This window comes from Roseomonas sp. CECT 9278 (assembly GCF_918698155.1).
In the GTDB taxonomy this organism is placed as follows: domain Bacteria; phylum Pseudomonadota; class Alphaproteobacteria; order Acetobacterales; family Acetobacteraceae; genus Neoroseomonas.
In genome coordinates, this window is sequence record NZ_CAKKLX010000053.1 from 16,650 (window position 1) to 31,123 (window position 14,474).

Below are 14,474 nucleotides of genomic sequence, written 5' to 3' on the forward strand. Positions count from 1 at the left end.
CGGTCCGGCGCCTATTCGGGCTGGTAGTTCACGCTGCGCAGCAACTCGCCGGCGCGGCGGATCTCGGCGGCAATGAAGCGCCGGCTGTCGTCGATGCTCTCGACGACCGGCTCGATCACCTGGGTGGCGAGCCGTTGCGCGATCTCCGGATCACGCATCGTCTCCTGGACCAGGGCGTTGACGCGCTGGGCGATCTCGGGTGGCGTGCCCTTCGGCCCCCACACGCCGTACCAGGCCGTGAACTCGAAGCCTGGCAGGCCCGCCTCCGCCATGGTGGGCACATCGGCGGCCAATGGGGAACGCTGCGCCGTCGCGATGCCGAGCGCGCGGATGCGCCCATCGGCCCGGCTGGCGAGCAGCGCGAAGCTCGGGTCGATCAGCAGCTGCGCGCTGCCGCCCATCAGGTCGGCCAGCGCCGGCTGGGTGCCGCGATAGGTGACCACGTTCAGGTCCACGCCGGTGCGGCGCATGAAGTCGATCGTCGCGAGGTGGCCGGCCGACCCCAGCGCGGAGATCGCGATATTCCAGTCCTGCGGCCGCGCCTTGGCCGCCGCGACGACCTCCTGCACCGTCCGCTCCGGCCGCGTGCCGCTGATCACCATGACCAGCGGGGCCTGGGCCGTCCGCCCCATCACGGTCAGGTCGGTCTGGGGATCGAAGGTCGCGGCCTTGAGCACGAGGGGCATGACCGCCGTGTTGAAGGTCGAGGCCAGCAGCGTGAAGCCGTCCGGTGGCGCCTGGAGCACGATGTTCGTGCCAAGCAGCGCCGATCCGCCCGGCCGGTTCTCGACCACTGCCACGGCGCCCAGCCGGTCCTGCAGCCGCTGCGCCAGCAGGCGCGCGAGCATGTCGTTCGCGGCCCCCGGCGGGGTCGGGCAGATCACGCGGATCGGCCGGCCGAGCGGCCAGGCCGCTTGCGCGCCTGCGCTGCGCGGCGCGCCGATCGCGACCGCGGCGCCGCCGACTGCCAGCGTCCGTCTGTTCAGCATGGCTGCGTCCCTCACTTTCGTCGGCATGGCAGGCTTCCTCATGCGGGCTGGTGGATGACGCGTCACGTGAAGCCAGCGACGCCGGCCTCGTTCGATGTCGGCACGCCGGGAACGACGGCGAGCCGCCACGCACTGGTTACGCCGCGGGCCTAGTCGGCCCGCGTCGGGATCGGCAGAGGCGCCGGGTCACTCCTCCGGCGCTCCCGCTCACTCCGACTGGACGTTGGCAACCCGGACAACCTCGCTCCAGCGCCGCACCTCGGAGGCGACATGCGCCGCGAATTCCGCCGGCGTGCTGGTGCGCGGCTCGATGCCCTGGCGCTGCAGCCCGGCCTGGACGTCGGGCAGTGTCATCGCACGCACCACGGCGGCGTGCAGGCGCGCCGTCTCCGCCTCCGGCAACCTGGCGGGGCCCATCACGCCGCTCCAGCTGGTTGCCTCGAAGCCGGGGAAGCCCTGCTCCGCCACCGTCGGCAGGTCGGGCGCCTGCGGCATGCGGGCGCTCGACGTCACGGCAAGGCCCCGCAGGCGGCCGTCGCGCACGTGCGGCAGCACGAGCGGCGCGGTATCGGCCGCGACCAGGATCTGCGCGCCGATCACCGCCGTCATGTTGGCCGCACCGCCCCGGAACCCGACATGCACCATGTCGACGCCCGTGACGCTGGCCAGCTGCGCCATCGCGAGATGCGGCATCGAGCCGACGCCGCCAGTGCCGTAGTTCACCCGCCCCGGATTGGCACGCGCATGGGCGATCAGCTGCTGCACGTTGGTCGGGCCGAAGCTCGGATGCACCGCGATCAGCATCGGCACCGAGGACACCAGGCTGATCGGCGTGAAGTCCCGGACGCTGTCATACGGCAGCTGGCTGCCGCGCAAGGCCTGGCTCAGCGCGTTCGGCCCGGCATTGCCCATCAGCAGCGTGAGCCCGTCGGGCGCGGCGCGGGCGACCGCTTCGGCGCCTATCGCGCCATTGGCGCCGGAGCGGTTCTCGACCACGACCGTTTGCCCGAGGGACTCGCTCATCGGCGGCGCGATGAGCCGCGCGATGATGTCGCTCGCGCCGCCGGGCGGGTAGGGCACGACCATCCGGATCGTGCGGCGGTCACCCTGCGCGATGGCCGGCGCTGCCAGCATCCCGAGGCCGAGCACGGTGCCCGCGGAAAGCAGATGGCGTCGTTGCATGATGTGTTACCTCCTGTGGGTCGCGCGACGTTGCGTGCGACCGTGTTGATGCGTTCAGTCGGCGAGCAGCGCGCTTCGCTCTGCGGCGGATAGCGGCAGCAGGGGCGGGCGCAGGCGATGCCAGCCTTCCTCCCCCGTGCGATGCGCCAGCAGCGCCTTCAGCGATGCCATCTGCGCGAAGCGCGAGGCGCGGTTGCGCATGGCGACGATGCGCGCCTGCGCGGCATCGACTTCCTCCGCGCGCGCGGCATCGGCGACATGGCGGAACACGAAGGCGAGGTCGGCGGCGACCAGATTCGATGTCGCGGTGATGCAGCCCGCGCCCCCCTTGCGCAGCAGCGGCAGCATCAGCGGATCGGCGCCGGCCAGCACCGCGAGCCCCGGGAAGGTCGCGACCAGCGCCTCCATATGCGCGAGGTCGCCGGCGGAATCCTTGATGCCGGTGAACACGCCGGGGTGTGCTGCGCGCAGGCGCTCGATCACGCCGAAGGGGATCGGCACCGCCGACATCTGCGGGATATGATAAAGCACGATGCGCAGGCGCGGATCGGCGATGCGCTGCACCACTTCGTCATAGGCGGCGAAGAGCCCGTCATCGGTGACGCCCTTGTAGTAGAATGGCGGCAGCATCACGACGGTGGTGACACCCAGCGACAGCGCGTGGCGCGTCAACGCGACTGTCTCGCTCAATGCCGCCACACCGGTGCCGGGCAACAGGCGGTCGGGCGCGATGCCGGCGGCGACGACGGCTTCAAGCAACGCGCGGCGTTCGTCGGCGGCGAAGGAATTCGCCTCGCCAGTCGTGCCGAGCATCGCGATGCCGTCGCAGCCCTCCGCCAGCAGCCGCCGGCAATGCGTGACGAACAGCGCGTGGTCGGGCGCGTGGTCCGCGGTGATCGGCGTGAGCGCGGCGGAGAAAACGCCGCGCGGATGCAGCGCGGTCATGCGCTCTCTCCCGCCGCCCAGTCGGGTGCGACGCGCACGTACTTGATGGCCTGGCGCCAGTAGGTGTAGGCGATGTGCAGCGCGCCGTCGGGTGTCTGGCAGAGCGACGGGTAGGAGAATTCCCGGTTCAGCCGGTCCTTCGAATTGTTGGTCAGGCAGTAGCCGTCGCCGGTCTCGAGGTTGCGGCGGATCGGCCAGCTGCGCCCCTGGTCCGACGACAGCGCCAGCGTCATCGGCGCGCGCGGTGCGCCCCAGAAGGCGCTGCGGCCCGCAGGCGGCGCGACGGGGGCGAGGTCATCGCCGCCGATATCATCATACAGCGACAGGCGCCGGCCTGTCGCATCCGCCTCGCTCGAATGATTGTAGACAAGCGCGAGGCGCCCATCCGCAAGGCGCGTCGCCATCACCGATGAATTGTTGTTGGGCAGGTCGGTGGGTTGCGGCGCGGACCAGCTCCTCCCCCCATCCGATGAGTGGCTGCGATAGACCGAATCCGCCCAGCGGCTGCGATAGAACGCCGCCAGCGTGCCATCGCGCAGGTCGACGATGCTCATGTGCACGCATCCTGTGCTGCCGGGCACCGCATGTTCGATCCAGGTCGCGCCGGCGTCGGAGGAGATCATCACCGAACTCGTGTCGAGATCACCGGTCCAGGCGCCGGCCGGCGGCTTGGTGCAGCGCCAGATCGGCAGCAGCCAGTCGCCATTGTCCAGCACAACGATCGGGCTGCGGATGAACGTGCCGAAGCCGGGCTGCTCGCCGAACAGCGTCTCGATCGGCCCCCAGCTGCGGCCGCCATCGGCCGAGATGCGACGGCGGATGATGGCGGTGTCCTGGTTGCCCGAGACCTGCGCCGTCCACAGCAGCCACAGCCGCCCATCCGGCGCGTTGAACAGCAGCGGGTTCTGCTCGGATCGCGTCGGGTCGTCAGACAGGCGCACCGCCGGCGACCAGCGATCTGCACCGGCTGCGAGGCGTGAGAAATGCACGGAGATGTCCGGCACGCCTTCCTGCGTACCGCCGAACCACACGCAGCCCATGTCGCCGCCCGGCAGCGGCAGCAGGAAGGCGGCGTGGTTCTGCACGCAGGGTGTGGGAATGAAGGCCTCGATGCGCGCCGCATCGCCCGGGGCGGGGGCGAGGATTTCGGGGCGGTCGATCACGCCGGCGTCGGGCATGGGCGTTTCCTCAGAAGGCGGCGCGATAGAGCGCGAGGATGTCCTCGCGGCTCATGTCGCGCGGGTTGTTGTCGAGCAGGCGGCGGATGGCATGCGCCTCGCTCGCCATGGTGGGCAGGTCATCCTGCGGCACGCCAAGCGCTGAAAGCCGCATCTCGATGCCGAGCGCCGCACACCAGCCATGGCTTGCCGCCAGCACGTCGCGCGCGCCACCAAGGCCGAGCGCATCGAGCACCAGCGCGGTCTTCTCCGGCATCGCCGGCGCATTGAATGCCAGCGTGTGCGGAAAGATCACCGCACAGGCCAGGCCATGCGCGACGTGATGCCGCGTCCCCAGCGGATAGGCCGCGGCATGCCCCGCCGTGGTGTTCACCGGCCCCAGGCAGAAGCCGCCATACAGCGAGGCCAGCGCCAGCCCCGCCCGCGCCTCGCGGTCATGGCCATCGGCCACGGCGCGCGGCAGGAAGCGGCCGACCAGGCGGATGCCTTCCAGCGCGTACACGTCGATCAGCGGATGCGCGCGCCGGCTGGTGAAGGCTTCCGCGCAGTGCGCCAGCGCATCGACGCCTGTCGCCGCCGTCACCGCCGCGGGCACGCTCAGCGTCAGGTCGGGATCGACCACGGCCAGGTCGGCGATCATGTGCCGCGACTGGACCGCGAGCTTGTTCTGCGTCACGGGGTCGGTGACCAACGAACGCGACCCGGCCTCGCTGCCGGTGCCCGAGGTGGTCGAGACCTGCGCCAGCAACACGCGCCGTCCCGCCACCTTCTCCGGCCCCACGACGTCATGCAGCGTCTGCCCGCTGCCCGGCAGCACGGCCGCCAGCTTCGCCAGGTCCATCGCGCTGCCACCGCCGAAGCCCACGACGAGCTGCGGCTGCACGCGCTCGGCCAGGGCCAGCGCGGCGTCGAGGTTCGGGATATCCGGCTCGGGCTTCACCGCGCCGAACACCGTCACCTCGCCCGGCAGGCCAAGCAGATCCACGCGCGCGGCGTTGAAGCCACCGGCAATGACCAGGCTGCGCATGACGCCGCGTTCGCGTGCCCAGGCGCCCATGGCGGCGACCTGGCCGGGGCCGAAGGCGATGCGCGTGGGCCGGTCAATTTCGATCGGCGTCAGCAGGTCGTTCATGCGGCGGCTTCCGTGCCAGTGACGCGGTGCGCGGCGAGCAATTCGGCGTATTCTATCGCCTCGATCAGGCTGCGCTCGCTGGCGATGCCCTTGCCCGCGATGTCGAAGGCGGTGCCGTGGTCGACCGAGGTGCGGATCACCGGCAGCCCGAGCGTGATGTTCACCCCCGACAGCGCATCCCATTTTCCCGTCGCCGGATCGACATGGAAGCCGAGCAGCTTCACCGGGATATGCCCCTGGTCGTGATACATCGCGACCACCGCGTCGAACTGCCCGGCGCGCAGCTTCACGAAGACGGTGTCCCCTGGAACCGGGCCGCTCACATGCATGCCGTCCGCGACCGCCTGCGCGATGGTGGGCGCCACCACGTCGATATCCTGCCGGCCGAACAGCCCGCCCTCGCCGGCATGGGGATTCAGCGCGGCCACGGCGATGTGCGGGTGTGCGATGCCCAACCCCCGCAGCGCCTGCTGCGTCAGGTCCAGCACCAGGCGGATGCGCTGCGGCGTGACGCGCTTGGGCACATCCTCCAGCGCGCAATGCGTCGTGACATGGCTGACGCGCATGTTGCCGTGCGCGAGCAGCATGACGCTGCCCTTCACGCCGGTCAGTTCCGCCAGCATCTCGGTATGGCCGGCATAGTGGTAGCCGGCCTTGTTCAGCGCTTCCTTGTTCAGCGGCGCCGTCACGATGGCGCCGACGCGGCCCGCCTGCGCAAGCCGTACGCCGTGTTCCACCGCGAGATAAGCGAAGCGGCCCGCGTCGGCCGACAGCACGCCGGGCGCGATCGGCGCGCCCTCGGGCCCGGCCTGCAGGAAGGAAAGCGCCGGCCAGTCGGCATCCGCCGCGACCTCGGGCAGCGCGAGCTCCGGCACCAGCGCCAGCCGCGCGCGTTCCAGCGCGACGCCGCTGCCGATCACCAGCAGCCGCAGCGTGCCGGCGGCAATGCGGCCTTGCAGCGCGCGGCAGGCCTTCACGATGATCTCGGGCCCGATGCCAGCGGGATCGCCCATGGTGATCGCGAGGTGGCGGGGCGTCATGCAGGCATGCTCCGGTAGGTCGGCAGGGCTTCGGCGAGCAGGTCGCGCCACAGCGCATCGCCCCCGAAGCCGCCGGATTTCGAGATGACGGGCACGCCATCCCAGGCGCCGCCGCGGATCACGGAACGCGGCACGCCAGGCTGCACGATGCCCACGGCGTCGAGCCCGCCGGCGCCGAGCGAATCGCAGATCGCGCGCAGCGTTTCCCCTCCGGCGACGATCAGCGTGCCGGGCCGCGGCAGGCGCTGCGTCAGCCCGGCCATGGTGACGGCGATGCGTCGCGCCGCCTCGACACGATCGAGACCCTCGGGCAGCGCGACGCGCACCATCGCGAGGCCCGTGGCGTCCAGCCTGCGTGCCACCGTGGCGCTATCGTCACCGGAGCCGATGGCGACGGCGCTGTCGCCGCAGGCCGCGAGCTGTCGTGCCGTCACCGCCTGGTCCGACCCGAACAGCCCGAGCACCGGACCACACAGCACGCCGTCCACCGCCGCGGCCGACATGCCGGCCAGCGCGCGCGCCAGGCCCCCGCTGCCGCACCACAGCACCGGGCCGTCCGCCAGGCGGCCACGCGCGACGATGCGCGCGAGGTCGGCATCCTGCTCCGCATCGAAGACCGACAGGCCCGGCGGCAGCGGCGCGGACGGATCGCCGCGCCGTGCGCGCAGCCCCTCGGCGGCGAGCAGCGCCCCAAGATCCGACGCCGCCGCGGCAAACGATGCATCCGCCTGCCGCACCAGCACGCGCCCGCCGCGCGTGATGCGCCCCTGCGCCGGGAAGGCGGGCGCGAGCACGACATGCCGCCAGGAGCCAGCCGCCAGGCAGGCCGCGAGCTCCGCCGCGACATGCCCACGCAGCAGGCTGTCGACCTTCTTGAAGGCGATGTCGGCGCCTTGCAGCGTTGGGGCCAGGGCGCGCAACCTGGCCAACGCCGCGTCGCGCGACGCCTCGCGCGTGCCGGCATCGATGGCGAGGCTTCCTTCCGGCGCGATGTCGTGCCAGCGCACCGGCACGGGGCCACACAGCCCGGTCAGCTCGGCCGCGGAATCCAGCGCGCCCGTCAGGTCGTCGGCAATCAGGCGGAGCACCGGACGCATCATCGCTGCGACCCACCCGCCCCGATCGTGCCCAGCGACAGACGCAGCGCGGTGCCGAGCTCCTCCGCCAGCGCGCGGACGCGCGGCGCGGTCAGCGCGATGAAGTCCGGCAGCGGCAACCGATCGCCGCCGATCGTCAGGCTCACCCCCGCGACGGGCGCGCCCTGCGCATCGAGCACCGGCGCCGCGACCGTGCGCAGCCCATAGGCGTTCTCGCCGTCCGAGACCGCGTAGCCGCGCGCCCGCACCTCATCGAGCCGCCCCAGCAGCGCATCGAGGTCCGTCACGGTGCGGTCCGACAGCTTCACCCGCGGCACGCTGCCGAGCTGCGCGACGCGCTCCTCCCGCGGCAGCCAGGCCAGGATCGCCTGGCCGAGCGCGGTGGCATAGGCGCCGATTCGCGTGCCCGGGCGACGCACCACGCCGTGGCGCTCGAGCCCGGCCTCGACACGCGCGAGGTAGATCACCTCGCCCTTCTCCAGCACGCCGAGCGACCCGGCATCGGCCACGTCCGGCACGAGCTCGCGCAGCAGCGGGCGGGCATGCGTGGGCAGGTCGCCGGCGGACAGCGCGGCGTAGCCGAGTTCCAGGCACTTCAACGTCAACCGGAAGCCCCGCCCGTCCGGCACCGCGCGCAGATAGCCGAGGTCGACCAGGGTGTGGATGAGGCGAAAGGCGGTGCCGCGGTCATGCCCGGTCAGTGCCGCGACCTGAGCGACGGTCAGTTCGGGGCGCTCGGGCCCGAAGGCCTTCAGCACCGCGAAGGCCTTGGCGACGGACTGGACCAGGTTTTTCGGGTTCTCGACGCGACCCCGCGTGCCGTCCACCGCCGCCTGCCCTCCCTGGTTGATCGGAATGCGAACACTTGTTCGTTCGTGTCCGCCTTGCTATCCGCTGGGCGCTCGCCCTGTCAAGCGGGCCACACGCGCCACGGGAAGGACGCTGCATGACCGCCGACGCAACCAGCAGCCACGCGATCGTCACCGGCGCCAGCTCCGGCATCGGCGCAGCCATCGCCACGCGGTTGCTTCGGGACGGGTGGCGCGTCACGGGCCTCAGCCGCACCGATCCCGGCCTGGCCGATGCCCGCTTCGAGCATCGTGGCGTGGACCTGCTCGATCCGACGGCACTGGCCGCCGCGGTTGGCGGGTTGAGGCCGACGGCCTTCGTCCATGCCGCCGGGCTGATGCGCGGCGGCATGGTCGGGTCGCTGGATGCGGAGGCCGGGCGGACGCTGTGGCGCCTGCATGTCGATGCGGCATCGCTGCTGGCGGACACGCTGGTGCCGCGCATGACGGATGGCGGGCGGATCGTGCTGATGGGCAGTCGCACCGCCGCGGGTTCGGCCGGGCGCAGCCAGTATGCCGCGAGCAAGGCGGCGCTGGTCGCCATGGCGCGCTCCTGGGCGATCGAGCTTGCGCCGCGCGGCATCACGGTGAATGTCGTCGCGCCCGCCGCGACCGATACGCCCATGCTGCGCGATCCGGCGCGCAGTGCGGTGGCGCCGAAGCTTCCCCCGATCGGGCGGTATATCCGCCCTGAGGAGGTCGCGGCGCTCACCGCCTTCCTGCTGGGGCCGGAGGCAGGCGCCATCACGGGCCAGCAGATGCTGATCTGCGGCGGCAGTTCGCTGTGACAGGCTCGACGTCGCCGGCGCGCACCAGCGCGCCGTGTGCGGACACGGCCACCGCGTCTGCATGCTGATCAGTCGCGTGCCGCAGCCCGCGGCAGGGTGGATTCGCCCAGCGTCAACGACAGGCTTTCAGGCCGCCCGGTGAAGGCAAACGGCGTCCGGTAGTCGCGGTCATCGACCGACGAGCCCGTATCCTGGGCGACATCGAAGGTCTCGTCCCCCTGCACCGCGAAGGGCAGCGTCCGCGCCAAGGCCTGGCGGATGCCGCCGCGGTCGGTGATGCGCCGCGGCCAGGAGATCGCCATGCCGTTGCGCGTGCCGCCGAAATGCGACGCGACCTGCTTGGTCCACTGGCAGGGCGTGCCGAAGGCCCAGGTCCAGCCGACGGCGAGGTTGGGATAGGAGCGCTCGCTGCCCCAGGCATCGATGACGGGCAGTTGCTGTTCGACCTGGATCTCGACGCTGTTGAAGAAGGCGACCTCGTTGGGCGTGCCGTGCGCCTGGCCTTCGGCGCTGCCGCCATCGTCGCCGCTGATGGTGATGATGAGTGTGTTGTCGATCTGCCCGGCATCGCGAACGGCCTGACCGGTCGCGATGTTGGCGTGCATGAACGCGGCGCGGCCGGAAGTGAACCACCCTTCATCGCCTGGACAGTGGGCGCCAATTGGCGAGGCCGCGGCCAGGCTGGGCGCCCACGCCAAAAGGCCCGCGCGGCGACCGGCGCGCCGCACCGGCGAGGTCGAGACCGTTCTACCGGCCCGGCTCATCCGGGTCGCGCAACGACGGAAAGGGTCGGGCATGAGCGTGATGTCTCGCTTCGGGATGCAGGGGGCCGTGGCGGGCCTCGTGCCGATGGCGAGCCCGCCGCGGCGCAGGGCACGCCACCGGCGCACGAGGCGCGGAGCTTCACGCTCCCGCCCTATGTCTGGTGCTCGGGTCTGGGCGGCGAGGTGACCGGGCCGCATGGCGGCGAGAGCTTCACGGCCGGTTTCGGCGACATCTTCGGGACGACGAAGTTCTCCTGTATGGGCCTGCCGGACGCGCGCCGCGGCAATATCAGCATCGTCACCGACATCATGTACCTCAACCTCCAGCAGGGCGTGCCGGTGCCGGGCCTGGGGGCGTACAGCGGCGGCAGCGCGCGCACGCAGTCCGTCGAGGTCTCCGCCATCGGCCTGTACACGGTGGCGGACGGATCGGCCGGGCGTATCGAATTGGGTGGTGGCGTGCGCGGCTGGTGGTTCGACACCGAGCTCACGCTCGACGCCGGCCGGCTGCCCGGACGGACCCAGAACGCATCGACCAGCTGGGTGGACCCGGTGATCAGCGCGCGGGGGGTGTTGCGGCTCAGCGATCGCTTCTCGCTGACCGCCTATGGCGACATCGGCGGCTTCGGAGTCGGGTCGGTATTCACCTGGCAGGCCTTCGGCACCGTGGACTACCAGGTCACCGAAAGCATCAGCGTCTCGGCCGGCTTCCGCTGGATCCACATCGACTACGACAAGGGCAGCACGAACATCGCGCTCAACATGGGCGGCCCGATCATCGGCACGAACCTGCGTTTCTGACGCCCGGCCGGCGCGCTATGGTCGCGCGCCAGGCTTGCCGGAAACCTGGATCGACGGAGGCGTCCCATGCTGAAGGAGATTGGCGCGCAGGCGGCGGCCGGCGTTCGTCGATACGACGATCACGACGCCTTCGCCGCCGCGCTGCTCGGCGGGGATGTCGAATACCTGCCGATGCCAGGGCAGCCTTTCGAGGCCACGCTGCGCGTGCTCCGCGTCGGCGATGTGGTGGTGCAGCACGCGGCGGATTCGGCCCATGTCACGCGCGCGGCGCTCCAGCCCGGCCTGTCCGCGCTGGTTGTTCCGCTGAGCAGCGATGGACGCATGCCGGTGTCGAATGGCAGCGCGATCGGCGCGCGCAACGCGATCCTGGTGCCCGGCGGGATGGAGTTCATCGTGACCTGCCCGGACCCGCAGGTCTGGGGCTCGCTGGCCGTGCCGAGCGCCATGGCGGAGGAATTGGCCGACCTTGAAAGCCGCCGCCGCCCAGCCGCGATGCCCGGCGTGCTCAACATGACGCCCGAGATCTTCGGCGAAGTTTCGGCCGCATTCGCCGCCGCGGGGCGGCTGGCGCAGGAGGCTCCCGAGGTGCTCGCCATGCCCGGCTGCGCGGAGGGGCTCGCGGCATCCTTGAAGGAGCTGGTGGCGACGGCCCTCGCGCCTGGCCTTGGCCGCGAACCGCGCGGGCGCGCGCTGCGGGAGGCGACGCGGGTGGTGCGCGCCGCGGATGAGTGCCTGCGCCACAACCTTGGCCGCCCGATCTACCGGGACGAGCTGTGCGCGGCGATCGGCGTTTCGCGCCGGAAGCTGCACGATGCCTTCGTTGCGGTGGTGGGAATGACGCCGCCATCCTACCTCAAGCTGCGCCGCCTGGTGCTGGCGCGCCGGGCGCTGCGCGCGGGCCATGGCGGCGAGCGCCTGGTGAAGTCGGTCGCGCTGACGCACGGCTTCTGGCACCTGGGCTACTTTGCCAAGGATTATCGCGCGCTATTCGGCGAATTACCGTCGCAGACCGTTTCGTATGCCGATCGTGCTTGAGTCGCCACAGTGAATTCGCCCATTTCGGATAGTGTTGACTTCGTTTTGACGTAGCCGTGATCGTGCAGAGTGTTAGCGTTCGGGCAGGGCGAAACCGCGCTGGCGGTCTTTGGGGAGAGAGCGCATGGCCGCGATATCGAAGGTGGGTTTCGCGCTGCTTGCGGCGACGGTCATCGTACTCGCCACGGCCGCGGGCGTGTCCGCGCAGCAGCTCCGTGGCACGCCCGGCGCGCCGAGCGCTGTGATGACGCCGCAGGGGCTGCAGCTGCCGCCGCCCTCGCCACCCTTCACCGGCCAGATCCTGCCCAACGCGGTCGACAGCCAGCCGGCCTGGCCGCCGCAGACCATGCCGCCGCAGAACGCGCCCAACGTGCTGCTGATCCTGACCGATGATGTCGGCTTCGCAGCCCCCTCCACCTTCGGCGGCGTGATCCCCACCCCGACGCTCGATGGTGTGGCGGCGGCGGGGCTGCGCTACACCACCTTCCACACGACCGCGCTGTGCTCGCCCACGCGCGCCGCGCTGCTGACCGGGCACAACCACCACCAGGTCGGCTTCGGCAATATCGGCGAACTCTCCACCGGCTTCCCCGGCTACAATTCGGTCATCCCGCGCGAGACGGCGACGATCGGCGCCATCCTGCAGGCGAATGGCTACGCCACCGCCTGGTTCGGCAAGAACCACAACGTGCCGGCCTGGGAGGCCTCGGCCGCCGGGCCCTTCACCAACTGGCCGGTCGGCATGGGCTTCGACTACTTCTTCGGCTTCGTCGGCGGCGATACCAGCCAGTGGCAGCCGGGCAACCTGTTCCGCAACACCACGCCGATCCATCCCTACAACGGCAACCCTGGCTTCAACCTGATCACCGCGATGGCGGACGACGCCATCACCTATATCCGCACCCAGACCGAGATCGCGCCGAACCGCCCGTGGTTCATCCACTACGCGCCCGGCGGCACCCACGCCCCGCACCACCCGACCCGCGAATGGGTGCAGCGGATCGAGGCGATGAACCTGTTCAACGACGGCTATGAACGCCTGCGCGAACGCATCTTCGCCAACCAGCAGCGCATGGGCGTGATCCCGGCGAATGCGCAGCTCACGCCCTGGCCCGACGACGTGCCGCGCTGGGACAGCCTGTCCGACGCTGCGAAGCGGCTGTTCATCCGCCAGGCCAATGTCTACGCGGCCTACCTGGCCTATACCGACGCCGAGATCGGCCGCGTCATCGCCGAGGTCGAGCGCCTCGGCCAGCGCGACAACACGCTGGTCATCTACATCAGCGGCGACAATGGCAGCAGCGCCGAAGGCTCGCTCAACGGCACGCCGAACGAGGTGATGTACTTCAACGGCGTCGGCCTCACGCCCGAACAGCAGATGCCCTGGTACGATGCCTGGGGCACCGACCAGACCTACAACCACATGGCGGTGGGCTGGACCTGGGCCTTCGGCACGCCGTATCGCTGGACCAAGCAGGTGGCCTCCCACTTCGGCGGCACCCGCAACGGGATGGCGGTGTCCTGGCCGCGCGGCATCGCCGAGCGCGGCGGCACGCGAACCCAGTTCCACCACGTGGTCGACATCGTGCCGACCATCCTGGAAGCGGCGGGCCTGCAGGCGCCGCAGACGGTCAACGGCATCACGCAGCGCCCGATGGCCGGCACCTCGATGGCCTATACCTTCCCCGCGGCCGCGGCCAATGCGCCGTCCACGCGGCGGACCCAGTACTTCGAAATTCTCGGCAACCAGGGCATCTACCATGATGGCTGGTTCGCCAACACGACACCGCCCGCACCGCCCTGGAGCGCGATGGCGCCGCGCCCGACCGACGTCGCGAACGGGCTGCAATGGGAACTCTACAACCTGGCCGACGACCCGACGCAGATGACCAGCGTCGCCGGCCAGTTCCCCGACCGGCTGCGCATGATGCGCGACATCTTCGCCATGGAAGCCACGCGCAACCAGGTTTTCCCGCTCGACATGACAACGCTGACACGCATGATCGACCCGCGCCCCGGCCCCGCCGCTGGTCGCCGGCAGTTCGTCTATACCGGGCCGTCCTGCTGCACCCAGGCCAATGCGGCGCCGAACCTGCTCAACAGGTCCTACCGCATCACCGCCGAGATCGAGGTTCCCGCCGGCGGCGCCAATGGCGTGCTGCTCACGCAGGGCGGGCGCTTCGGCGGCTGGGGCCTGTACCTGAAGGACGGCAAGCCGGTCTTCACGCTCAACCTGCTGAACCTGGAGCGGGTGCGCTGGGAAGGCCCGGCGGCGCTGCCGCCCGGCCGCCACAGCATCGTCTTCGACTTCGTGCTGAATCCGCAGGGGCCGATCCCCTTCGGCCATGGCGGCACCGGCACGCTGTCGGTGAACGGCACGCAGGCCGCGCAGCGCGCGATCCCGCGCGGCGTGCCCTTCACCTACGCCTGGGACGAGACCTTCGATGTCGGCTTCGACACCGGCACCGGCGTGAACGACCAGGACTACCAGGTGCCCTTCGCTTTCACCGGGCGCATCGGGCGCATCGTGGTGGATTTGGGCGTCAGCTCCGTGACGCCGCAGGCGGTGCGTGCCTTCGCCGAGGAAATGGCCGCGCGCGCGGCCGCGGCCGAACGCCCCGCGCCGCGCGCGGCGCCGGGTTCGCCCGCGGCCACGTCGCCGGCTCCCGCGGCGC

Annotated in this window: 13 protein-coding genes; 4 read left to right on the top strand and 9 right to left on the bottom strand. The window is 71.1% G+C overall.

Annotation, left to right across the window (positions count from 1 at the left end; translation table 11 throughout):
• Positions 1-11: 11 nt before the first annotated feature.
• The 8 genes from LQ222_RS22755 to LQ222_RS22790 form a co-directional block, all read right to left on the bottom strand.
• Entirely contained in the window at positions 12-989 is a 978-nt protein-coding gene (locus LQ222_RS22755; RefSeq protein ID WP_230169162.1) for a tripartite tricarboxylate transporter substrate binding protein, read from the bottom strand.
• Positions 990-1,196: 207 nt separating this feature from the next.
• Positions 1,197-2,171, bottom strand: a complete 975-nt coding sequence (locus LQ222_RS22760) for a tripartite tricarboxylate transporter substrate binding protein (RefSeq protein ID WP_230169163.1) — start codon at positions 2,169-2,171, stop codon at positions 1,197-1,199.
• Positions 2,172-2,225: 54 nt separating this feature from the next.
• Entirely contained in the window at positions 2,226-3,116 is an 891-nt protein-coding gene (locus tag LQ222_RS22765; RefSeq protein WP_230169164.1) for a dihydrodipicolinate synthase family protein, read from the bottom strand.
• Entirely contained in the window at positions 3,113-4,294 is a 1,182-nt protein-coding gene (locus tag LQ222_RS22770) for an exo-alpha-sialidase (protein ID WP_230169165.1), read from the bottom strand. The genes LQ222_RS22765 and LQ222_RS22770 overlap by 4 nt, the downstream gene beginning before the upstream one ends.
• Positions 4,295-4,304: 10 nt before the next feature.
• Positions 4,305-5,426 carry an iron-containing alcohol dehydrogenase gene (locus LQ222_RS22775; RefSeq protein ID WP_230169166.1) on the bottom strand — a complete coding sequence of 374 codons (1,122 nt, stop codon included), beginning with the start codon at positions 5,424-5,426 and terminating at the stop codon, positions 4,305-4,307.
• On the bottom strand, positions 5,423-6,466 hold the full coding sequence (gene pdxA / locus LQ222_RS22780) for a 4-hydroxythreonine-4-phosphate dehydrogenase PdxA (protein ID WP_230169167.1): 1,044 nt from the start codon (positions 6,464-6,466) through the stop codon (positions 5,423-5,425). Before pdxA ends, LQ222_RS22775 begins: the two co-directional genes overlap by 4 nt.
• On the bottom strand, positions 6,463-7,563 hold the full coding sequence (locus LQ222_RS22785; RefSeq protein ID WP_374202188.1) for a four-carbon acid sugar kinase family protein: 1,101 nt from the start codon (positions 7,561-7,563) through the stop codon (positions 6,463-6,465). The genes pdxA and LQ222_RS22785 overlap by 4 nt, the downstream gene beginning before the upstream one ends.
• Entirely contained in the window at positions 7,563-8,390 is an 828-nt protein-coding gene (locus LQ222_RS22790) for an IclR family transcriptional regulator (protein WP_230169169.1), read from the bottom strand. The genes LQ222_RS22785 and LQ222_RS22790 overlap by 1 nt, the downstream gene beginning before the upstream one ends.
• A gap of 119 nt (positions 8,391-8,509) precedes the next feature.
• Between LQ222_RS22790 and LQ222_RS22795 the strand changes: the two genes are divergently transcribed.
• Positions 8,510-9,199: an SDR family NAD(P)-dependent oxidoreductase gene (locus tag LQ222_RS22795; protein WP_230169170.1), complete on the top strand. Its 690-nt coding sequence runs from the start codon at positions 8,510-8,512 to the stop codon at positions 9,197-9,199.
• A gap of 68 nt (positions 9,200-9,267) precedes the next feature.
• On the opposite strand, the gene LQ222_RS22800 is transcribed toward LQ222_RS22795, so the two are convergent.
• A complete protein-coding gene (locus LQ222_RS22800) occupies positions 9,268-9,804 on the bottom strand; it encodes a hypothetical protein (RefSeq protein ID WP_230169171.1) in 537 nt (178 codons plus the stop codon).
• Positions 9,805-10,146: 342 nt separating this feature from the next.
• On the opposite strand from LQ222_RS22800, the gene LQ222_RS22805 reads away from it, so the two are divergent.
• The 3 genes from LQ222_RS22805 to LQ222_RS22815 form a co-directional block, all read left to right on the top strand.
• A complete protein-coding gene (locus LQ222_RS22805; RefSeq protein ID WP_230169172.1) occupies positions 10,147-10,764 on the top strand; it encodes a hypothetical protein in 618 nt (205 codons plus the stop codon).
• 66 nt (positions 10,765-10,830) lie between these two features.
• The gene (locus LQ222_RS22810; protein WP_230169173.1) at positions 10,831-11,799 is read left to right on the top strand and encodes a helix-turn-helix domain-containing protein; all 969 of its coding nucleotides are present in this window, start codon (positions 10,831-10,833) and stop codon (positions 11,797-11,799) included.
• A gap of 124 nt (positions 11,800-11,923) precedes the next feature.
• A partial coding sequence (locus LQ222_RS22815; RefSeq protein ID WP_230169174.1) for an arylsulfatase occupies positions 11,924-14,474 on the top strand: 2,551 nt, incomplete at its 3' end.